This window comes from Streptomyces wedmorensis, assembly GCF_000716445.1.
Taxonomy (GTDB): domain Bacteria; phylum Actinomycetota; class Actinomycetes; order Streptomycetales; family Streptomycetaceae; genus Streptomyces; species Streptomyces wedmorensis.
This window is the reverse complement of sequence record NZ_JNWK01000035.1, coordinates 183911-203970: the sequence shown is the minus strand read 5'-3', so window position 1 is coordinate 203970 and position 20060 is coordinate 183911. Positions and strand designations below refer to the sequence as shown.

The window sequence follows — 20060 nt, the reverse complement described above, 5'->3', positions numbered from 1 at the left end:
ACTCGACGATGCATCCCGTACGAAGCCGCATCCGCCTGCGAGCAGCGGCCGTCGCCGCGGCGCTCGCCGCTCTGCTGCTGGCCCCGCTGCCCGGAGCCCAGCGGGCCGAGGCAGCCGCCACGCTCACCAACACCGGGTTCGAGAGCGACGCCACCGGCACCGCCACGCCGGCCGGCTGGTCCACCTACTCCGCCGCAGGGCAGAACGCCGCCTCGTTCACCGAGGCCGGCGGGCACGGCGGCAGCTACCGCCTCAGCCACTGGGCGTCCAGCGCGTACAAGGTGGAGACGTACCAGTACCTGTCCGGGCTCACCAACGGGACCTACACGCTGAGCGCCTGGGTCCGCTCGGGCGGCGGGCAGAACTCCGCCTACCTGGCCCTGCGCAACTGCGGGTCCCCGGAGCAGCGCACCGACCTGCCGGTGACGTCCACCTGGATACGGATCGTCACGCCGATCACCGTGACCGGCGGGGCGTGCACGATCAGCGTCAACTCCGATGCCAACGCGGGGAACTGGCTCAACGTCGACGACCTGACGTTCATATCCGGCACGACCGGGCTCACGGTCAAGGGCGTCGACCTCTCCGCGCTCAAGAAGAGCGAGGACCTCGGCGGGACCTACAAGTCGAGCTCCGGCACCACCGGTGACGCGGTCGCCCTCCTGAAGGGAGCGGGCGCGAACTACGGCCGCCTCAAGGTGTGGGTGAACCCCGCCGACGGCTACAACGACAAGGCGCGCGTCCTCGCCACCGCCCAGAAGATCAAGGCGCAGGGCATGAAGCTCCTCGTCGACTTCCACTACTCCGACATCTGGGCCGACCCCGGCGCCCAGACCAAGCCCGCCGCCTGGTCGGGCCACTCGTACAGCCAGCTCAAGACGGACGTCTACAACCACACGTACGACGTCCTCAACGCCCTGAAGGCACAGGGCACCACGGCCGACATGGTGCAGATCGGCAACGAGATCAACACCGGCATGCTCTGGCCCGAGGGCTCGACGTCCAACTGGTCGCAGCTCGCCGGGCTGCTGAAGTCCGGCATCTCCGCGGCCAAGGCCGTCTCGTCGAGCACGCAGATCGCGCTGCACCTCGCCAACGGCGGCGACAACACCCTCTACCGCACGTGGTTCGACAACGCGACCGCGCAGGGCGTGAGTTACGACGTGATCGCCCTGTCCTTCTACGGCTACTGGCACGGCGCACTGTCCTCGCTCCAGACCAACCTGGACGACATCTCGGCCCGTTACGGCAAGAAGGTGATGGTCGCGGAGACCGCCTACCCGTTCCGCCTGGACAGCGAGGACGCCCACGAGAACATCATCGACCTCTCCTCCGAGCTCGTCACCGGCTACCCGGCGAGCGGCGCCGGCCAGTCGGCGTGGCTGCGGGACGTCATGAACGTCGTCGAGGCGGTGCCGAACGGCCGCGGCCTCGGCGTCGTCTACTGGGAGCCGGCGTGGACCGCCGTCACGGGCAACGGCTGGGACCCGGCCGACTCCGCGTCCGGCAACGGCTGGGAGAACCAGGCCCTGTTCGACTACGACAGCAGGCTGCTCCCGGCGGCGGCCTGGCTGGCCCACCGCTGATCCGCATCACTGAAAGAAGGGGCGGGCTCCTCCCGGAGCCCGCCCCTTCCGTGCGTCCTGGTTACCACTCCGCCAGCGAGCCGTCGTCCCGGCGCCAGGCCGGGTTCCGCCAGCGGTGTCCGGTCTCGGCGGCCCGCTCGACGGCCTTCTCGTCGACCTCGATGCCGAGGCCCGGACCGGTGGGCAGGCCCACGTGCCCGTCCTCGTACCGGAAGACCGACGGGTCCACGAGGTAGTCGAGCAGGTCGGAGCCGGTGTTGTAGTGGATGCCGAGGCTCTGCTCCTGGATCAGCAGGTTCGGCGCGGCGAAGCCGACCTGGAGGCAGGAGGCGAGCGCGATCGGCCCCAGCGGGCAGTGCGGGGCGAGGGAGACGTCGTACGCCTCCGCCATGGCGGCGATCCTGCGCACCTCGGAGATGCCGCCCGCGTGCGAGAGGTCCGGCTGCGCCACCGCGATGCCCTGGTCGAGGACCTTCTTGAAGTCCCAGCGGGAGTAGAGCCGTTCGCCGGTCGCGATCGGGATGGAGGTGGACCGCACGATGTCGCCGATGTGGTCGCTCAGCTCCGGGACGACGGGCTCCTCCACGAAGAAGGGCAGGTACGGCTCCAGGAGCGGCAGGACCCGGCGGGCCATCGGCGCGGTGAGACGGCCGTGGAAGTCGATGGCGATGTCGAACTCGTCGCCGACGGCCTCGCGGATGGAGGCGACGCGGTCGACGATGCCGTGGACGGCCGCCGGGGTGTCGATGAGCCGCAGCTGCGCGGAGGCGTTCATCTTGATCGCGGTGAAGCCCTCGTTCTTCCGCGCCAGCGCCTCCGAGGCGACCTCGTCGGGCCGGTCGCCGCCGATCCAGCTGTACACCCGCGCGCGGTCGCGGACGTTGCCGCCGAGCAGCTGCCAGACCGGAACGCCGAGGGCCTTGCCGGTGATGTCCCAGAGCGCCTGGTCGATGCCGGCGACGGCGCTGGAGAGGACCGGGCCGCCGCGGTAGAAGCCGCCCTTGGTGAGGACCTGCCAGTGGTCCTCGATCTTCATCGGGTCCTGGCCGATCAGGTAGTCGGAGAGTTCCTCGACGGCCGCGGCGACGGTGTGGGCGCGGCCTTCGACGACGGGCTCGCCCCAGCCGGTGATGCCCTCGTCGGTGTCGACGCGCAGGAAGCACCAGCGGGGGGCGACGAGGTAGGTGCGCAGGGAGGTGATCTTCACTTGGAGTCCTTCTTCACGGTCCAGCCGCCGTCGACGACCAGGTTGGTTCCGGTGATGTAGGCGGCGTCCGCCGAGGCCAGGAAGGCCACGGCGGAGGCCACCTCCTCGGGGCGGCCGAGCCGGGCGAGCGCGGTCGCGTCGGCGGAGAGCCGCCGGCCCTCCTCGTCGACGTCGTTCCACACGTCGGTGAGGATCGGGCCGGGCAGCACGGAGTTGAAGCGCACCTCGGGGCCGTACTCGACGGCGAGCTGACGGACGAGGGCGCACATGCCGCCCTTCGCCGCCGCGTACACGGGGTAGCCGGGCAGGCCGAAGTCGGCGTGGACGCTGGAGGTGGCGACGAGGCTGCCCCGCTCGGCGCGCAGGTCGTCGAGGAAGGTGCGGGTGGCGAGGTACAGGGCCCGCAGGTTGACCGCCATCTCCCGGTCCCAGACGGCGACGGGGAGTTCGTGGGCGGCGCCCGAGGTGTGGATGAAGGCGTTGCTGTGGAGGACGGCGACCGGGCCGAAGCGGGCGTGCGCCTCGTCGCGGAGGGCGGTCCAGTCCTCCTCGGAGGAGACGTCGCAGCGTACGTACGCTGCGCGGCCCCCGTCGGCGCGGATCGCCGCGGCGACGGCCTCGCCCGCCTCGTCGGCGATGTCGGAGACGACCACCGAGGCGCCCTCGGCGGCGAGGCGGAGGGCGCTGGCCGCGCCGATGCCCGAGGCCGCGCCGGTGACGACGGCTGTCTGTCCGGAGAATCGGTTCATGGGTTCGGTTTCCTGTGTGGTGGTACGGAGGGATGGACGGCCGGGCACGGGCTCAGCGGCTGATGTCCTGGGCCCCGAGCAGGGCGAGTTCGGCGCGGCGCGGAAGGCCTTCCCAGTCACCGGGGACGGAGACGGCGAAGGCTCCGCAGAGGGTGGCGAGACGCAGGCGCTCCCGGACGGGTGAGCCGTCGAGCACGGCGGCGAGGTAGCCCGAGACGAAGGCGTCGCCCGCGCCGACGGGGTCCACGGCGGTGACGGGCACGGCGTCCTGGACGTGCACCTCGTCGCCGGCGACCACGAGGGCCCCCCGGGCGCCGAGTTTGAGCACCGCCTGCCCGGGCCCGAACCGGGTCAGGGCCCGCGCCATCCGGTCGGGCTGGTCCTCGGGGACGAAGAGGGTGGCCTCCTCGGGTCCGGCGAAGACGATGTCGGCGTACGGCAGGAGGCGGCCGAGCACCTCGGCGGCCTCGGCGCGGCTCCAGAGCCGTTCGCGGTGGTTGACGTCGAAGGAGACGGTGACCCCGGCGGCCCGGGCGACCACGACGGCCCGCTCCACCGCGGCGCGGGCGGTGGCGCTCAACGCCGGTGTGATGCCCGTGACATGGAGGATCCGGGACCCGGCGAGGCGCACCTCGTCGAGGTCGCCCGGGGCGAGCCGGGAGCCCGCGAGGCCGGCCCGGTAGTACGTGACGCGGAGTCGGTCGGCGGTGCGACGCTCACGGAGCATCAGGCCGGTGGGCACCGCCGGTTCGGTGCGGGCACCGGAGACGTCGACGCCCTCGGCGCGCAGTCCGGCGAGGACCATCGCGCCGGCCGCGTCCTCACCGGTCCGGCCGGTCCAGGCCGCCCGGTGACCGAGACGGCTGACGCCGATGGCGACGGTCGCCTCGGCGCCCGCCCAGCCGAGGCGGAGCGGCGCGCCGGTGGCGAGCGGGCCGGGCTGGATGGCGGCGGCGACCGCCATGGCCTCGCCGAGGGTGAAGAGCGCGGGCGGGGGCGCGACGGGGACGGGGGTCGCGGGTGCGGGGGCGGAGGCCGGTGCCGATGTCGCGGCCTGGGGCTCCGTCGAGGCGTGGGGCGGTGTCCCGGTCCCGGGTGGGCGCGTCATCGGCGTATCCCGTCGAGGAACGCGGCGGCGCGGTCGGCCAGCGCGGCGAGGGACCCGCCTTCGCAGGCGTCGCCGACGAGGGGGCTTCCGATACCGAGGGCGGCAGCGCCGGCGGCCAGGTAGGCGGGGGCCTCTGCGGCGCCGATGCCGCCGGTCGGGACGAGCGGGATGTCGGGCAGCGGGGCGCGGACGGCACGGAGGTACTCGGGCCCGCCCGTGGCGGCGGGGAAGAGCTTCACCATGGTGGCGCCGGCCCGCCAGGCGGTGAGGATCTCGGTCGGCGTGTACGCGCCGGGGAGCACCGGCACGTCCAGGCGGGCGGCCTCGGCGATGACCTCGGTGGAGGTGGTCGGGGTGATGAGGTAGGAGGCTCCGGCCTCGACGGCGGCCTGGGCCTCGGCGGGGGTGGTGACGGTTCCGGCGCCGAGCGCGAGGCCGGGCGGGGCGTCGGCCGCGTACTCGCGGAGCGCGTCGAGCACGCCGGGGGTGGTGAGGGTGAACTCGGCGGCGCGGACGCCGGACGACACGAGGGTGTCGGTGACCTCGGCGAAGCGGGTGGCGGAGGTGGAGCGGAGGATCGCGATGACGGGGGCGGCCGCGAGGGCGGCACGCAGCCCCTCGTGCGGGGTGGTCATGGGGGTTCCTTGTCGGGGGGGCGGGTCGGCGGGTCGGCGTACGGGGTGCCGGTCAGCCGTCGGCGTACGGGGGGGCGGGGCAGCGGTCGGCATAGAGGGAGCCGGTCAGCCGTCGGCGTACGGCGGGCAGGTCAGCGGTCGGCGTACGGCGGGCAGGTCAGCGGTCGGCGTACGGGGTGGTGGGGAGGCCGGTGGCGCCGGGGCGGCAGACGAAGAGGCGCCCGGCGTCGGGTTCGGCGCGCCGGCGTTCCCCGTCGAGGCCCTCGGTGGCGGTGGTGATGACCAGGACGTCGAGCTCGGGTCCGGCGAAGGCGCAGCTGGTGACGTGGGAGGCGGCGACCTCCACGCGCGCGTGGGGGGTGCCGTCGGCCGCGAAGGCGAGGACCTCGCCGCCGCCCCACACGGCGACCCAGACGCGTCCTTCGCTGTCGACGGTGAGGCCGTCGGGGACGCCGTGGTCGAGGACGGCGAAGGGCGTGCGGTCGCTCAGGGCGCCGGTGTCGGGGTCGTAGGCGAAGACGTCGACGCGGCCGGTGGGGCTGTCGGCGTAGTAGAGGCGGCTGCCGTCGGGGCTCCAGCCGAGGCCGTTGGAGATGGTGACGGAGTCGAGGAGGGTGACCAGGCCGTGGTCGTCGAGGCGGTAGAGGGAACCCGCGCCGGGGCTCTCGTCGTACGCCATGGTGCCGGCGAGCAGGCGGCCCGCGGGGTCGACGGCCGCGTCGTTCATGCGGCGGGGCAGACCGTCGTCCGGGAGGACGGGCGCGGCGAGTTCGACGGCCTCGGCGACCGGGCTGTCCTCCGCCAGGTACAGGAAGGAGGTGCCCGCGGCGGCGAGCAGGGCGCCTGAGGCGCAGGGCACGACGGCGCCGACGGGGCGGTCGAGCCGGAGTGTGGCGACGGGCGCGAGGTCGGGCAGGCCGTCGCCGGGACCGCCGTGTCCGGCGGGCGTCAGGGCGGCCCGGTGGACGAGCCCGTCGGGGATGTCGACCCACAGGAGTTCGCCGCGCCGGGGGTCCCAGACGGGCCCTTCCGTCAGGCGTCCTGGCAGGGGGGAGCAGGGCACGGCCCTGAGGTGCTGCATCTGGCCTCCTCGGTCGACCACGGGTGCGGTTCAGGTGCGGTGCCAAAAAAACTACGGGTTCGTCTAACGGTTGTAAATATCCCGCCGCCCGCTTCTTCCAACCCTTCGAATAAGATCCCCGTGACGGAACCGCCGAGCGGAGGACAGCAGAGATGATCAAGCGGACATCCCAGGAGATCCGCCGCCTCAACCGCTTCGAGGTCCTGCGGCGCTTCTACGCCGGCACCGGCGCCATGAGCCGCCAGGACCTGGCGGCGGCCACCGGGCTCTCCTTCGCCACCGTCGCCAACCTCACCGCCGAACTCCTGGAAGCCGGCGTGCTCGTCGAGGCCGGCCACGAGGACTCCAGCGGCGGCCGCCCCCGCGCGCGCCTCGCCGTCAACGCCGAGCGGGGCGCCCTCATCGGCGTCGACATCGCCGAGACCTCGGTCCACGCGGAACTCTTCGACCTCGCCCTGGAGGTCCGGCACTCGGTGGAGCGCCCGCTCCCTCCGGGCGACGTACGGCCCGCCGACGTGGTCGAGCAGCTCGCCGCCTGCGTCGAGGAGCTGCTCGACGGCTCGGGGGTGCCCCGCGAGCGGGTGCTCGGAGCCGGTGTCAGCGTGCCCGGCATGGTGGAGCGGGAGGGCGGCGTCTCGTCCTTCTCGCCGTACTGGTCCTGGCACGAGGTGCCGCTGCGGGCGCTCCTCGACGAGCGGCTCGGACTGCCCCTCTGGCTCGACAACCCGCTGCGGGCCAGCACCGTCGCGGAGTTGTGGTTCGGCGCGGGCCGGGAGGTGGACGACCTGGTGGTGCTCACCCTGCGGGCCGGCGTCGGCGCCGGGATCGCGATCGGCGGCCGGCTCTACCGCGGGTTCACCAACAGCGCCGGCGAGTGGGGCCACACCTGCATCGCGCTCGACGGCCGGCTCTGCACCTGCGGCAACCGGGGCTGCGTGGAGGCGTACGTCAGCACCCGCGGGATCGCCCAGACCTGGCGCGAACTCGCCCCCGGCGACGAGCGGGCCGCCGGAACGGACGACGCGGCCACGGTCGCGGCCCTGGCCCGCGCGGCGGCCGAGGAGGACCCGGTGGCCGCCGCCGTCATCGACCAAACCGGGCGCTACCTGGGAGCGGCGGTCGCCAACCTGGTCAACCTGGTCAACCCCCGGGTGCTCGTCCTCGGCAACCAGGTCGTCGACCTGCTCGGCGAGCGCCTGCTGACCGCCACGTACGAGGCCGTCACCCGGCACGCCCTGCCGCTGCCGCACCGGGCCGCGACCCTGCGGCGCAGCGCCGTCCCCCACAACGCCGTCACCCGGGGCGCGGCCGCCTTCGCCCTGGAGGGCTTCCTCGACGACCGCGAGGTCTTCGGCCCGGTCAGCCGGATGCGCCAGCCCCGCGAACGCCGGGACGGCCGGCGTTCGGGGCAGGCGGATGCGGGGTCCTGAGAAGCCCGCGCCGGGCTCAGCGTGCGGCGGGCCGGTGGCCGAGGCGGGCGGAGAGCTCGGCGGCGCCCTCCACGGCGAGGGCGGTGAGCTCGTTCTCGCGGTCCTCGGTCCAGCGGTGCACCGGCACGGAGATCGAGAGGGCGGCGACGACGGCGCCGGAGCGGTCACGGACCGGGGCGGCGACGCAGCTGACGTCGGGATTGGACTCCTGCTGCTCCAGGGCGACGCCGAGGACGCGGATCTCGGCGAGCGCGGCGCGCAGGATGTCCGGGTCGGTGAGGCTGCGGGGCGTCATGGCGACGAGTTCGCGGCCTTCGAGGCGCTCGTCGAGCTCGGCCTCGGGCAGGGTGGCGAGGAGCATCTTGCCGACGGCCGTGCAGTGGGCGGGGAGCCGCCGGCCGGCCGCCGAGACCATCCGCACCGCGTGCGTGGAGTCGACCTTGGCGACGTAGATGACGTCCGTGTCCTCCAGGAGCGCCACGTGGACGGTCTCGCCGCAGCTCTCGGCGACCTCGTGGGCCACCTGCCGCCCCTCGGCCGCGAGGTCGAGCTGCTCGGCGTACCGGCTGCCGAGCTGATACGTCCGCACGCCCAGTCGATAGCGGCCGGGCTGCTCCGGCACCGGGACGAGGTAGTTGCGGGCGGCGAGGGTGCTGACCAGCTCGTGGGTGGTCGTGCGCGGCAGTTGGAGCCTGCGGGTGATCTCGGGGGCGGACAGCGTGCCGTCGCCCTGGAGGAAGAGCTCCAGTATGTCGAATGCCCTGGTCACCGCGGGTACGAGTCGTCCCATGGCCCCCCACCTCACCCTCACGCTGTTCGATATGCCGTACCACGACCGAAATCGCGGACAGAGAGTAGCGCGGGCCCCCGCCCGTTGACACCCCCGCGGGCCGCTGCCTAGCGTCACGTCCGCCGCCCCACCGAACGGTGTCCGACATTCCGAACGGAGCAATCGCCGTGCGCATCACGGGAATCACCACTCATGTCGTCGGCACACCCTGGCGCAACCTCACGTACGTCCTGGTCCACACGGACGAGGGGCTCACCGGTGTCGGCGAGACCCGGATGCTCGGGCACACCGACGCGCTGGTCGGCTACCTCCGCGAGGCGGAGGTCAACCACATCGCCGGGTCCGACCCGTTCGCGGTCGAGGACCTGGTGCGCCGCATGAAGTACGGCGACTTCGGGCGGGCCGGCGAGATCGTCATGTCCGGCATCGCCGTCGTCGAGACGGCCTGCTGGGACATCAAGGGGAAGGCGCTCGGCGTGCCCGTGTGGCAGCTGCTCGGCGGCAGGGTGACCGACCGGGTGAAGGCGTACGCCAACGGCTGGTACACCACCGAACGCACCCCGGAGGCCTATCACGCGGCGGCCCGCGGGGTCGTGGCGCGCGGCTACCGGGCGCTGAAGATCGACCCGTTCGGCAACGGCCACTACGAGCTGGACGCCGAGCGCTCGCGGGAGGCGGTCGCGCTGATCGAGGCGGTCCGGGACGCGATCGGCCCGGACACGGAGCTGATGGTGGAGATGCACGGCCGCTTCTCCCCCGCGACGGCGGTCCGCCTCGCGCGCGAACTCGCCCCGTTCCGGCCCGCGTGGCTGGAGGAGCCGGTGCCGCCGGAGAACCTCAAGGCGCTGCGGAAGGTCGCCGACAAGGTGGACCTGCCGATCGCGACCGGCGAACGCGTCCACGACCGGATCGAGTTCCGCGAGCTGTTCGAGTCGCAGGCCGCCGACATCATCCAGCCCGACGTCGGGCACATCGGCGGCATCCTGGAGGCCCGCAAGCTCGCCGCCACCGCCGAGACCCACTACGTGCTCGTCGCCCCGCACAACGTCGGCGGCTCGGTCCTCACCGCGGCCTCGCTCCAACTGGCCGCCTGCACACCGAACTTCAAGATCCTGGAGCACTTCAACGACTTCGCGGACGCGGAGATCAAGAAGGTCGTGCGCGGGGCGCCCGAGGTCGATCCGGAGACCGGCTGCTTCGCGCTCTCCCACGAGCCGGGGCTCGGCGTCGAGCTCGACGTGGACGCGGCCGCCGAGTTCCCGCAGCAGCGCGCCCGGTTCGACCTGTGGGCCGAGGGCTGGGAGCGGAGGCAGCCGAAGTGACCGCCGTCCCCAGCCGCGCGATCGTGGTCGACCGGCCCGGCGCGCACCGGCTCGTCGAGCGGGAGCTTCCCCCGCCGGGCCCCGGCGAGGTCCTGGTGCGGGTCGCCGCAGCCGGGATCTGCATGAGCGACCGCGAGCTGTACGAGGGTCGCCGGGCCCCCGGCTACGTCCGCTACCCGGTCGTGCCCGGGCACGAGTGGTCCGGGACCGTGGAGGCCGTGGGCGCCGGGGTCGACCCCGCGCTCCCGGGCCGGCCGTGCGTCGCCGAGGGCTTCCGGTCCTGCGGGACGTGCGAGCGCTGCCGGTACGGGGAGACCAGCCTGTGCACGGCCGGGTACGCCGAGACCGGCTTCACCGAACCGGGCGCCTTCGCCGACCACGTGGTGGTCCCCGCCCACCTGCTGCACCCGCTGCCCGACGGCGTCGACCCGCGGGCCGCCGCGCTCCTGGAACCCGCCGCGGTCGTCGCGGCCGCCGTACGGGCCGGCCGGCCGCGCCCGGGCGAGCGGATCGCCGTCGTCGGCGCGGGCACCCTCGGTCTGCTCGCCGTCCAGTGGCTCGCCGCCTCCTCCCCCGCCGAACTGACCGTCGTCGACCCGAGGGCCGAACGGGCCGTGCGGGCCCTCGCGTTCGGCGCGACCCGCGCCCTGACCCCCGAGGAGGCGGACGGCGGCACCGGGCACTTCGACCTGGTGGTGGAGACCGCCGGAGCGCCGACCACGGCCGCCTCCTCCTGCCTCCTCGCGCGCCGGGGCGGCCGGGTGGTGCTCACCGGCATGTTCACGGCGGGGGCCACCGGGATCGACCCGGTCCACCTCTCCGTCAGCCAGCTGGAGGTCCGCAGCGTCTTCGGCGCCTCCTCCGCCGCCTGGGCGGACGCGGTCCGGGCGCTCGCCCTGGGCCTGCTCGACCCCGCCCCGCTCGTCACCCACACCTTCCCGCTGGAGCGGTTCGGGGAGGCGCTCGCCCTGGTGGGCGGCGGCGACCCGGCGACGGGCAAGGTCCTCCTGCGCCCCTGAGCCGTACGCCGCACGCACCGCCTGCACCGCACGCACTCCCCCCGCATCCACCCTCCCGGGCTCCCGCGCGCCAACCCCGAAATCCCGCACGTCCCACGCCCGGACTCCCGCGCCCCCACCCCGGACTCCCGCACGTCCCACGCCCGGACTCCCGCGCGCCCCCTCCCCGTACCGCGTCCGACCCACCGAACAGAGGATTCCGATGACCCTCCGCCCGGCTCCCCGACGTCCCGGCGGCGACGCGCTGCGCCGCATCGGCCACCCCGTTCCGGCCGCAGATCCCGACGACGCCTCTCCGCACTCCTTCCCCGACGGCGGCCTGTGGCGCACCGAGGTCCCCTCCGTGGAGGGCCCGGAGGTGCTGGCGGCGGTCCTGGCGGAGAGCGAGCGGCTCGACGTGCCCGTGCACCGGGTGAGCCAGGGCAGCGGCGTGTGGATGCTGACCGACGGCGAGATCGCCGAGATGGTCGCCGCCTGCGCCGAACGGGCCGTCGAGCTCTGCCTGTTCACCGGCCCCCGCGGCACGTGGGACACCGGCGCCGCCACCCGCACCGACTCCGGCGGCGGGGGGCTGCGGGCCCGGGGTCACGACGGGCTCGCCGGCTGCGTGGAGGACGCCCTGCGCGCCGCCCAGTCGGGCGTGCGGTGCCTGCTCGTCGCCGACGAGGGGGTGCTCTGGACGCTGCATCGGCTGCGCGCCGAGGGGGTGTTGCCGGCCGACACGACGTTCAAGGTGTCCGCGCTGATCGGTCCGGTCAATCCGGCCGCGTTCGCCGTGCACGAGCGGCTCGGCGCCGACTCGCTCAACGTGCCCTCCGACCTGACCCTCGCCCACCTCACCGAGATCCGGCGGGTCAGCCGGGCCCCGATGGACCTGTACGTCGAGGCGCCGGACGACCTCGGCGGCTACGTCCGCATGTACGAGGCGGCCGAGCTGATCCGGCGGGGCGCGCCGCTGTACCTGAAGTTCGGCCTGAGCAGGGCGGCCGGGATCTACCCGTACGGCGCCCACCTGCGCGAGCACGCCCTCGCGAGCGCCCGTGAGCGCGTCCGGCGCGGCCGGCTCGTCCTCGACCTGCTCGCCCGGCACGGCGCGGACGACGGCATGTCCCCGCTCGGCTCGCGGGACCCGGGTCCGCTCGTCCGCTTCCCGGTCGACGCCCCCTGACACCGCCGGCCTCAGCCGCTGCCGGCAGGTCTCCGGCGGCGGGTCAGGCGACCGGCTCGGCCAGCAGGTCGTCGACGATGGCGAGGCGCGTCTCCGGGAAGTACTCGGCGATCGCCTCGCGCATCATCGCCTCGCCCTCGGGGTCGGGGGTCGCGCACTTCTCCCGCGTCTCCCGGTCGGGCCAGCGGGCGTACGCCACCCAGGTGCCGTCGTCCGCCCGGTGGAGCCGGGAGCCGTAGCTGCCGCACTCCTGGTGGATCGCCTGGGTCACCCGGTGCCAGCCGTCGATGAGCGACTGCTCCCGGCCGGGACGCACTCGCCACCGGTACACCACCGCGAACATCTCTCCGCCTCCCTCGTCACCGTCGGCGGCCCGTGCCGCCATGGGAAGGACTGGACTACACCGACCAGTTCATTGTCAAGACTGAACGGTTCGGTGCATGACGTTCGACGATGCGTCGTCGAAGCGCTTCGACTTTCCCCGCCACCGGTCTGGACACGTCAACTCCCCCGCGTTACGGTCGGATCGGGTCGCCGTAACGATCATTCGACGAGCCGCGTCGAAGCGATTCACCCCGTCACGGCCCGCAGGAGAGAGCGGATGGTCACCCTCGCCGAGGTCGCCCGGCACGCCGGAGTGTCGGCCAGCACGGTGAGCTATGTCCTCAGCGGCAAGCGGCCCATCTCCGCCGTCACCCGGCGGCGGGTGACGGCGAGCATCGAACAACTCGGCTACCAACCGCACGCGGGCGCACGGGCGTTGGCCAGCAGCCGTTCGCGGATCATCGCGCTGATGGTGCCGCTGCGCACCGACATGTACGTGCCGGTGATGCTGGAGATCGCGGTCGCCGTCGCCACCACCGCCCGGGCCCACGGCTACGACGTGCTGCTGCTCACCGGCGAGGAGGGCCCGTCGGCGCTGCGCCGGGTGACCGGGAGCGGGCTCGCCGAGGCGGTGATCCTGATGGACGTCCAGCTCGACGACGGCCGTCTGCCCGTGCTGCGTACGGCGGGGCCGCCGGCCGTCCTGGTCGGCCTGCCCGCCGATCCGGCCGGGCTGAACTGCGTCGACCTGGACTTCCGGGCAGCCGGCGCGCTGTGCGTGGACCACCTGGCCGGGCTCGGACACCGCGAGATCGCGGTCATCGGCGAGTCCCCCGGCGTGTACGCGCGGCACACGGGCTTCGCCGAGCGGACGCTGAGCGGACTGCGGTCCCGGGCCGCCGAACGGGAGGTCCGGATGCTGCACCGGCCGTGCGAGGGCAGTCACGACGCCGTCGCCGGGGTGCTCGCCAGGATCCTCGACGAGCGGCCGCACGTCAGCGCGTTCGTGGTCCAGAACGAGACGGCCGTGGAGCCGCTGCTCGCCCTGCTGCGGCGGACCGGGCGCGCCGTACCGGAGGACGTCTCGGTGGTCGCGGTCTGCGCCGACCAGATCGCCGCCCAGGCCTCCGTGCCCCTCACCTCGGTGGCCATCCCCGCGCAGGAGCTGGGCCGCCGGGCGGTCGAGCGTCTGATCGCCCGCCTCACCGGCCGGCCCGACGGCGAGGGGGCCGCCGGCGTCGAGCTCCTCACCCCCGTCCTCACCGTGCGGGACAGCTCCGGCCCTCCGCCTCCGCCCCGCACGCCCGGGGCGTGACGGGGCCGGCCCGCCGCTTCATGAGCGGATGACGTTCTCCTCTCCCTTCCGCAGGACCAGCCGGGTCGTTCCCGCCGGGCTCCGCACCTCGATGTCGGCGTCGCGGTCGGGGTGGAGGACCGCACGGTACGCCCCCGGTGACCAGCTCAGGTCGACGCGGGCGCCGAACCGGGTCCGCAGGCCGGTGATCCGGCCGGCCGGGCAGCGGGCCGGCGGTGCGGGCAGCAGGACGAGCCGCCCCGGCGTCGACCGCAGGAGGGCCTCGATCAGCAGGGCGGGCAGGGCGTGCGCGGCGTCGGCGTTGTAGACGTCGCGGGCCGGGTAGTGCGCGCTCATCAGGGAGTCGTGGAAGTAGTCGCCGGTGAGGATCCGGTCGAGGGCGTCCTCGGTGCGTGCGGCGTCCCCGAGGCGGGCGGCGACCAGGCCGTGGTGGAGGTGTCCGTGGGCGGAGTCGTTCTCGCTGCCGCGCAGTTCCAGGGCGCGGCGGGCGGCCCGGGCGAGGACGGGGGTGTCGTACGGGTCGATCTCGTCCAGCGGCCAGACGGGATAGAGGTGGCTGAGGTGCCGGTGCTCGTACCGGTCTCCCAGACCGGGCCAGGCCCATTCGGCGAGCGCTCCGTCGTCGTTGACGCGGTAGGGCGGGAGGCGGTCGGCGAGCCTGCGCAGGCGGGCGGCGTCGGCGGCCGGCGCGCGGTCGGCGGCGGCGTGCAGGGCGTGCCGGGCGGCGGCGATGTCCATGGTGGCGTTGACCGCGCCCCAGCTCCCGCCGGTCGGCCGGTTCTCCGGGGAGTACGAGGGGACGATCGCGATCCGGCCGTCGGGGCCGGTCCGGGTGAGGAAGTCCTCGTAGAAGGCGGCGAGTTCGGCCAGCAGCGCGGAGGTCCGTGCGGAGCGGCGGCCGGTCGCCTCCTCGTGGTCGATGAGGGGCTTGAGCAGCCAGTCGGCGCCCGCGGTCCACAGGTGCAGGGGGTACTCGCGGCTGAAGTGGTACGTGTGCCCCGTCGTGCCGTCCGTGTGGGACGGCGCGACGATGCCCCGGGCACCGAAGATCGCCCGTGCGTTCTCCCGCCACCCGGCCACCTGCCCTTCGACGAGTGCCGCGTGGGCCTCCGTCACCTCGGGCAGGTCGGCGGCGACGGCGGACGCGGTCTGCAGGTTCAGGTTCGCGTTGGTGGTGAACGCCCCGGACCAGGCGGTGTCCCAGTCCCCCGTCCAGAGCCCGGGGAGCCGGGGCGGCAGCATCCCGGAGGAGGAGAGCAGGTGGTAGCGGCCCGCCGCGAAGAGGCGTTCGAGGAGGGCGGGGCTCCGGGGGCGCCGGAGGAGCTCGGAGCCGGGGAGCGCCCGCTCGGCCTCGTCCGCGCCGAGGTCGAGGGCGACGCGCCGGTAGGCGGCGCCGTGCAGGGCGGTGTGCCGGGCGAGCAGCCGGGCGTGGACGGCGGCGGGGTCCGCCCCGTCGCCGGCTGCGAGGGCCCTCAGCGCCTCCGCGTCCCCCTCCGGGTCGATCCTCCCCTCGTGGCGTCGGACGCGGGTGAGCATGAGCAGCCGTCCGGCGCCCTCGATCCGGACGCCGGACGCGGTGACGGTGGTGCGGCCGGTGTCGGTGACGAGGAGGGTGAGGCCTGTGTAGCCGAGAGGACTGTCCGGGTAGCGGGCGCGGAGGGTGAGGACGGTCTCGCGGCGGGCGCTGGTGACGCCCCGGCCGATCGCGAGGTCCGCGGGGGCGCCGGGCAGCCGGTGGTCGAGGTCGACCTCGACGGAGGGGCCGGGCGCGGTCACGTACTGCGCGATCACGTCGTCGGCGCGGGAGACGAAGACCTCGCTGCGCCGCTCCCCGCAGACGCCGGTGACGACCCCGGTGGTGAAGTCGACGGACCGGCGGACCGGGAGGGCGGGGGCGCCTGGTGTCCGCCGGACGCGGGTGCGGAAGCCCGGGTGGAAGGGCTGGACCCAGCGCAGCGGCCGGCCGTCCGTGAACGTCTCGGCGGCGGTGGCGTCCCCGGCGAGCAGGGCGTCCTGGAGGGCGGGGAGCCGGGAGGCGAGCCGGGGCGGGGCGGTGTCGGCCGACCCGCCGTCCGGGCGTACGAGGGTGTGGTGGGTGACGGTCACCCGGTCGTCCTCGGGGTCGCCGTGGACGAGGGCGCCGTGTCGGCCGTTCCCGGCGAGGAAGGCGTCCTCCCAGCGGGCGGCGGGCGCGGGTTCCCAGGTGCCGTGGATCACGGGTGTTCCTCCGGGGCGTCGGCGGCGTGCTCCTCCAGGACGGCGACCCCGTACCGCTCCAGCGTCAGCTTCCCCTCGAACACGGCGGAGGTGAGCAGGTCGCGGTGGCGGCCGGGCAGCGGAACGGTGACCGGGTCGCGGCCGTGGTGGAGGAGGAAGAGCAGCCCGCCGCGACGGACGGCCTCGACGCGCGCGGGCAGGCCGTCGAGGACGGGCCGTACGCCGGCCTCGCGCGCGGCGGCGGCGAGCAGCTCGCTCAGGGCGGCGGGCTCGGGGAGGGTGGAGAGGTAGCGGGTGCGGCCGTTGCGGAGGACGGCGGGCAGGCCGTCGAGGTCTCCGCCCCGGTAGGCGGCGAGGGTCTCCGCGCCGTCGGCTGGGGTGAGTTCCTCGGACCACAGGGTGCCCCGGAAGGTGCCGCAGTCGACGTGCTCGCCCTCGTCGAGCGGCCACCACTCGTGCAGGAGATCGATGCCGAGGAGGGCGCGGAGCCGGACGTCGACGCCGCCGGGCCTGACGCGGTCGTCCTGGTCGGCGACTCCGGTGAGGAAGCCGCAGACGAGGGTGCCGCCGCCGCGGACGTACGCGGTGAGGTTCTCGATCGCGGTGTCGTCGAGGAGGTAGAGGTGCGGGACGAGGACGAGCCGGTGGCCGGTGAGGTCGTGGTGGGGGTGGGCGAACGAGGCGGGGAGGTGGGCGTCGAAGAGGGCGCGGTGCCAGGCGCGGACGAGTTCGGCGTGGTCGACGCGGCGGGAGAGCGCGCCTTCCTGGTCGCCGGCCCACCAGGAGTTCCAGTCGTGGAGGACGGCGATGTCGGCGGTGACGCGGCTGCCGGCGACACGGGGGCCGAGCCGGGCGAGGTCCTCGCCGACGCGGACGGTCTCCTGGAAGACGCGGCCGCGTTCGCCGGCGTGGCCGAGCATGCCGGAGTGGAACTTCTCCGCGCCCTGGCGGGACTGGCGCCACTGGAAGTAGCAGACGGCGTCGGCGCCGTGGGCGACGGACTGGAGTGCCCAGAGGCGGTTGAGCCCGTACGGCTTGGGGTGGTTGACGCCCCGCCAGTTGACGGCTCCGGCGGCCTGTTCCATCACCATCCACGGCCGGCCGCCGGCCTCGGAGCGGGTGAGGTCGCCGATCATCGCGTTGTACTGGCCGCCGTGCGGGTCCCGGGGGTCGGGGTAGACGTCGACGGAGACGACGTCCTCCTCCGCCGCCCAGGCCCAGCCGTCCTGACCGGACCAGAAGGGCATGAGGTTGGTCGTCACGGGGAGGTGCGGGGTGTGGCGGCGGACGATGTCGCGTTCGGCGCGGTAGCACTCCAGGAGCAGGTCCGAGGTGTAGCGGCGGAAGTCGAGGACGTGCGCCGGGTTCCTCAGGTAGTGGGCGCGGCGCGGTGGCAGGACCTCGGCCCAGTCGCCGTACCGCTGGCCCCAGAAGTCGGTGCCCCAGGCGGTGTTGAGGGCGTCGAGGGTGCCGTGGCGCTCGCGGAGCCAGCGGCGGAAGGTGCGGGCCGCCTCGTCGCCCCAGTCGTGGGTGCAGTACTCGTTGTTGATGTGCCACATGGTCAGGGCGGGGTGTCCGGCGTAGCGGGCGGCGAGGTCCTCGGTGATGGCCGCCGCGTGGCGCCGGTAGACCTCGCTGGAGTGCGAGAAGTGCTGGCGCGAGCCCCACCACTCGGTGCGGCCGTCCTCGTCCCGGGGCAGGGTCTCCGGGTGGAGCCGCCCCATCCACGGCGGTGGCGAGGAGGTGGGCGTGGCCAGGACGACTCCGATGCCGTGGTCGTGCGTCAGGTCCATCAGCCGGTCCAGCCAGTCGAACTCGCGCGCGCCCGGGGCGGGTTCGATCCGGGACCAGGAGAAGACGCCGAGGGTGACGGTGCCGACGCCGGCGCGGCGCATGAGCCGGACGTCCTCGGCCCAGGTCTCCTCGGGCCACTGCTCGGGGTTCCAGTCGCCGCCGTAGAGGATGCGGGGCGGCCGGCCGGGCGGCCGGGTCACGTCGTCGAGGCTCGGCATCTGACTCTCCGTAGGGGGTGGGGACTTCGGGGCTGCCGTTGAGGGCGCTCAGGCCTTGACGGCGCTCAGCCCTTGACGGCGCCGGTGAGCATGCCCTTCCTGAAGTGCTTCTGGACGAAGGGCGAGAGGACGGCGACGGGCAGCAGCGCGAGGACCATGACGGCCATCTGGACGGCGAGGCCGGAGAGGTTCCCGGCCTTCACCGCCTGGCCGAGGCCGACCGGGATCTCCTGCTTCTGCACGAGCTGGATGAGCACGTTCTGCAGCGGCATCATGTTCTGGTCGCCGAGGTAGATGGAGGCGTTGAACCAGGCGCTCCAGTAGCCCACCGCGTAGAAGAGGGTGATGACCGCGATCACCGCCCTGGACAGCGGCATCACGATCCGCCAGAGGATGCGCAGGTCGCCGGCACCGTCGATGCGCGCGCTGTCGACGAGTTCGGGCGAGATGCCCATGAAGAAGCCGCGCAGCACGAGGATGTTGAAGACGCTCACCGCGCTCGGCAGGATCAGCGCGAGGTACGTGTCGGTGAGGCCGAGGGTCTGCACGAGGAGGTACGTGGGGATGAGGCCGGCGCCGAAGAACATGGTGGCCATCAGGGCGAGCAGGATGAAGCGGTGGCCGAGCGAGCCGGTCCGGGAGAGGCCGTACGCGCAGAGGACGGACACCGTCATCGAGAAGAGGGTGCCGGTGACGGTCACCAGGACGCTGACGATCGCGGCCCGGGTGACCTGGCCGCCGCCGAGCAGCTCCTGGTAGGCGACGAAGGTGAGGTCCCGGGGGACGATCACCAGGCCGCCGGTCTCCGTGATCGTCTTCTTCGACGAGAGGCTCGTGACGACGACGATCCAGAGCGGGAACAGGACGGCGAGGCAGGCCAGGACGAGCAGGGTGCCCTTGGCGGCGAGTCCGGCCCGGCCGGGCGGCTCCTCCCAGACGGGGCGGGCGGGTGCCGACCACCGGCCGGCGGCCCGCCGTGGCCGCCCTGGTCCCGGCCGCCGGCCCTCGGGCCGGGCCGTGGTGCGCTGTGTCACTTGCGGTACACCCCCTGCTCGCCCATCAGGTGGGCGGCCTTGTTCGCCGAGAGCACCAGCACGAGGCCGACGACTCCCTTGATGAGTCCGGCTGCGGCCGCGTAGCTGAAGTCCTGGCTGCGCAGACCGGTCCACCACACGAAGGTGTCGAGGACTTCGGCCGCCCCGGGGCCGACGGCGTCGCGCTGGAGCAGCAGCTGTTCGAAGCCGACGGTCAGCGCGTCGCCGACGCGCAGCACGAGGAGCAGCGCGATGACCGGCCGCAGCGCGGGCAGGGTGACGTGCCACATGCGGCGCCACCGGCCGGCGCCGTCCATGGCGGCGGCCTCGTACAGGTCCTGGTCGACGGCGGCGAGCGCGGCGAGGAAGACGATGACGCCCCAGCCGGCGTCCTTCCAGATGCCCTCGGCGGTGACGAGGAACTTGAAGACCTCCGGGTCGGTCATGAGGTCGAAGCCCTCGTGGCCGTGTTCCCTGAGGGTCTGGGCGATGATGCCCGCGCCGCCGAGGATCTGCTGGAAGACGGTGACGACGAGCACCCACGAGAAGAAGTGCGGCAGGTACAGGACGGCCTGGACGACGGCCCTGACCCGGGGCCGCAGCACGCTGTTGACGAGCAGGGCGAGGGCGATGGGGATCGGGAAGAAGAGGAGGAGCTGGAGGAGGAAGAGGACGAAGGTGTTCTCGACGGCGTGCCGGAACCCGGGGTCGGAGAGGACGCGTTCGAACTGGGCGAGGCCGACCCAGGGGCTCTCGAGCATGGCGGTGACGCCGTTGGTGGACACGTACGGGTCGTAGTCCTGGAAGGCGACCACGTTCCCGAGGATCGGGATGTAGTTGAAGACCAGGACGAGCAGGAGCGCCGGCACGGTCATGAGGAGGAGCGTGCGGTCGCGCCGGAAGCGCCGGCCGAGGGGGATCCTCCCGGTCCGGTGGTCCGGGCGGCGGTCGCGGCCCCGGGCGCCGTCGGGTCCCGGGCGGCGGGCACGGCGGCGGAGCCCGCCGCGGTGCGCGCCGGGCTCCGCGGCCGGGTCCGCCGTCTCGGTGTCGAGCGTGGTCACGG

Annotated in this window: 17 protein-coding genes; 6 read left to right on the top strand and 11 right to left on the bottom strand. The window is 74.0% G+C overall.

Annotated elements, in window-relative coordinates; all coding sequences use genetic code 11:
• Nucleotides 1–8: 8 nt before the first annotated feature.
• Complete coding sequence (locus tag OO54_RS25960; protein WP_033207068.1) at nt 9–1586, top strand: glycoside hydrolase family 53 protein; 1578 nt, start codon at nt 9–11, stop codon at nt 1584–1586.
• Nucleotides 1587–1647: 61 nt separating this feature from the next.
• Here OO54_RS25960 and dgoD read toward each other — a convergent pair whose 3' ends face one another.
• The 5 genes from dgoD to OO54_RS25935 all read right to left on the bottom strand — a co-directional run bounded on the left by dgoD (nt 1648) and on the right by OO54_RS25935 (nt 6366).
• On the bottom strand, nt 1648–2793 hold the full coding sequence (gene dgoD / locus OO54_RS25955) for a galactonate dehydratase (protein ID WP_017240787.1): 1146 nt from the start codon (nt 2791–2793) through the stop codon (nt 1648–1650).
• Nucleotides 2790–3542 (bottom strand): SDR family NAD(P)-dependent oxidoreductase, encoded by a 753-nt coding sequence (locus OO54_RS25950; RefSeq protein WP_033207067.1) that lies wholly within the window; start codon nt 3540–3542, stop codon nt 2790–2792. The genes dgoD and OO54_RS25950 overlap by 4 nt, the downstream gene beginning before the upstream one ends.
• Nucleotides 3543–3594: 52 nt before the next feature.
• Nucleotides 3595–4650 (bottom strand): sugar kinase, encoded by a 1056-nt coding sequence (locus OO54_RS25945; RefSeq protein ID WP_033207066.1) that lies wholly within the window; start codon nt 4648–4650, stop codon nt 3595–3597.
• A complete protein-coding gene (locus tag OO54_RS25940; RefSeq protein WP_051787182.1) occupies nt 4647–5285 on the bottom strand; it encodes a bifunctional 4-hydroxy-2-oxoglutarate aldolase/2-dehydro-3-deoxy-phosphogluconate aldolase in 639 nt (212 codons plus the stop codon). Before OO54_RS25940 ends, OO54_RS25945 begins: the two co-directional genes overlap by 4 nt.
• Before the next feature lie 157 nt (nt 5286–5442).
• A complete protein-coding gene (locus OO54_RS25935; RefSeq protein WP_033207065.1) occupies nt 5443–6366 on the bottom strand; it encodes an SMP-30/gluconolactonase/LRE family protein in 924 nt (307 codons plus the stop codon).
• Nucleotides 6367–6518: 152 nt separating this feature from the next.
• Here OO54_RS25935 and OO54_RS25930 point away from each other — a divergent pair, with 152 nt between their 5' ends.
• Nucleotides 6519–7796 (top strand): ROK family protein, encoded by a 1278-nt coding sequence (locus OO54_RS25930; RefSeq protein ID WP_051787181.1) that lies wholly within the window; start codon nt 6519–6521, stop codon nt 7794–7796.
• 16 nt (nt 7797–7812) lie between these two features.
• On the opposite strand, the gene OO54_RS25925 is transcribed toward OO54_RS25930, so the two are convergent.
• Nucleotides 7813–8586 carry an IclR family transcriptional regulator gene (locus OO54_RS25925; protein WP_033207064.1) on the bottom strand — a complete coding sequence of 258 codons (774 nt, stop codon included), beginning with the start codon at nt 8584–8586 and terminating at the stop codon, nt 7813–7815.
• Nucleotides 8587–8753: 167 nt separating this feature from the next.
• On the opposite strand from OO54_RS25925, the gene OO54_RS25920 reads away from it, so the two are divergent.
• From OO54_RS25920 to OO54_RS25910, 3 genes are all read left to right on the top strand, one after another.
• A complete protein-coding gene (locus tag OO54_RS25920; protein WP_033207063.1) occupies nt 8754–9908 on the top strand; it encodes a mandelate racemase/muconate lactonizing enzyme family protein in 1155 nt (384 codons plus the stop codon).
• Entirely contained in the window at nt 9905–10927 is a 1023-nt protein-coding gene (locus OO54_RS25915; protein WP_033207062.1) for a zinc-dependent alcohol dehydrogenase, read from the top strand. Before OO54_RS25920 ends, OO54_RS25915 begins: the two co-directional genes overlap by 4 nt.
• Before the next feature lie 202 nt (nt 10928–11129).
• Complete coding sequence (locus OO54_RS25910) at nt 11130–12095, top strand: hypothetical protein (RefSeq protein WP_033207061.1); 966 nt, start codon at nt 11130–11132, stop codon at nt 12093–12095.
• Between the two features lie 43 nt (nt 12096–12138).
• On the opposite strand, the gene OO54_RS25905 is transcribed toward OO54_RS25910, so the two are convergent.
• A complete protein-coding gene (locus tag OO54_RS25905) occupies nt 12139–12480 on the bottom strand; it encodes an antibiotic biosynthesis monooxygenase family protein (protein ID WP_051787180.1) in 342 nt (113 codons plus the stop codon).
• A gap of 216 nt (nt 12481–12696) precedes the next feature.
• Here OO54_RS25905 and OO54_RS25900 point away from each other — a divergent pair, with 216 nt between their 5' ends.
• On the top strand, nt 12697–13734 hold the full coding sequence (locus OO54_RS25900; RefSeq protein ID WP_033207060.1) for a LacI family DNA-binding transcriptional regulator: 1038 nt from the start codon (nt 12697–12699) through the stop codon (nt 13732–13734).
• 18 nt (nt 13735–13752) lie between these two features.
• Here OO54_RS25900 and OO54_RS25895 read toward each other — a convergent pair whose 3' ends face one another.
• From OO54_RS25895 to OO54_RS25880, 4 genes are all read right to left on the bottom strand, one after another.
• Nucleotides 13753–15951 carry a glycosyl hydrolase family 95 catalytic domain-containing protein gene (locus tag OO54_RS25895; RefSeq protein WP_033207059.1) on the bottom strand — a complete coding sequence of 733 codons (2199 nt, stop codon included), beginning with the start codon at nt 15949–15951 and terminating at the stop codon, nt 13753–13755.
• Entirely contained in the window at nt 15948–17963 is a 2016-nt protein-coding gene (locus OO54_RS25890) for a beta-galactosidase (protein WP_033207058.1), read from the bottom strand. Before OO54_RS25890 ends, OO54_RS25895 begins: the two co-directional genes overlap by 4 nt.
• A gap of 65 nt (nt 17964–18028) precedes the next feature.
• On the bottom strand, nt 18029–18997 hold the full coding sequence (locus tag OO54_RS25885) for a carbohydrate ABC transporter permease (RefSeq protein WP_033207057.1): 969 nt from the start codon (nt 18995–18997) through the stop codon (nt 18029–18031).
• Nucleotides 18994–20058: an ABC transporter permease gene (locus OO54_RS25880; protein WP_033207055.1), complete on the bottom strand. Its 1065-nt coding sequence runs from the start codon at nt 20056–20058 to the stop codon at nt 18994–18996. Before OO54_RS25880 ends, OO54_RS25885 begins: the two co-directional genes overlap by 4 nt.
• Between the last annotated feature and the right edge of the window lie 2 nt (nt 20059–20060).

Bases quoted from the DNA above. Each gene is read 5' to 3' on its own strand.
- OO54_RS25925 (WP_033207064.1), bottom strand. From the start codon at position 8,586: ATGGGACGACTCGTACCCGCGGTGACCAGGGCATTCGACATACTGGAG.
- OO54_RS25905 (WP_051787180.1), bottom strand. From the start codon at position 12,480: ATGGCGGCACGGGCCGCCGACGGTGACGAGGGAGGCGGAGAGATGTTC.
- OO54_RS25910 (WP_033207061.1), top strand. From the start codon at position 11,130: ATGACCCTCCGCCCGGCTCCCCGACGTCCCGGCGGCGACGCGCTGCGC.
- OO54_RS25960 (WP_033207068.1), top strand. From the start codon at position 9: ATGCATCCCGTACGAAGCCGCATCCGCCTGCGAGCAGCGGCCGTCGCC.
- OO54_RS25930 (WP_051787181.1), top strand. From the start codon at position 6,519: ATGATCAAGCGGACATCCCAGGAGATCCGCCGCCTCAACCGCTTCGAG.
- OO54_RS25890 (WP_033207058.1), bottom strand. From the start codon at position 17,963: ATGCCGAGCCTCGACGACGTGACCCGGCCGCCCGGCCGGCCGCCCCGC.
- OO54_RS25945 (WP_033207066.1), bottom strand. From the start codon at position 4,650: ATGACGCGCCCACCCGGGACCGGGACACCGCCCCACGCCTCGACGGAG.
- OO54_RS25950 (WP_033207067.1), bottom strand. From the start codon at position 3,542: ATGAACCGATTCTCCGGACAGACAGCCGTCGTCACCGGCGCGGCCTCG.
- OO54_RS25900 (WP_033207060.1), top strand. From the start codon at position 12,697: ATGGTCACCCTCGCCGAGGTCGCCCGGCACGCCGGAGTGTCGGCCAGC.
- OO54_RS25935 (WP_033207065.1), bottom strand. From the start codon at position 6,366: ATGCAGCACCTCAGGGCCGTGCCCTGCTCCCCCCTGCCAGGACGCCTG.
- OO54_RS25940 (WP_051787182.1), bottom strand. From the start codon at position 5,285: ATGACCACCCCGCACGAGGGGCTGCGTGCCGCCCTCGCGGCCGCCCCC.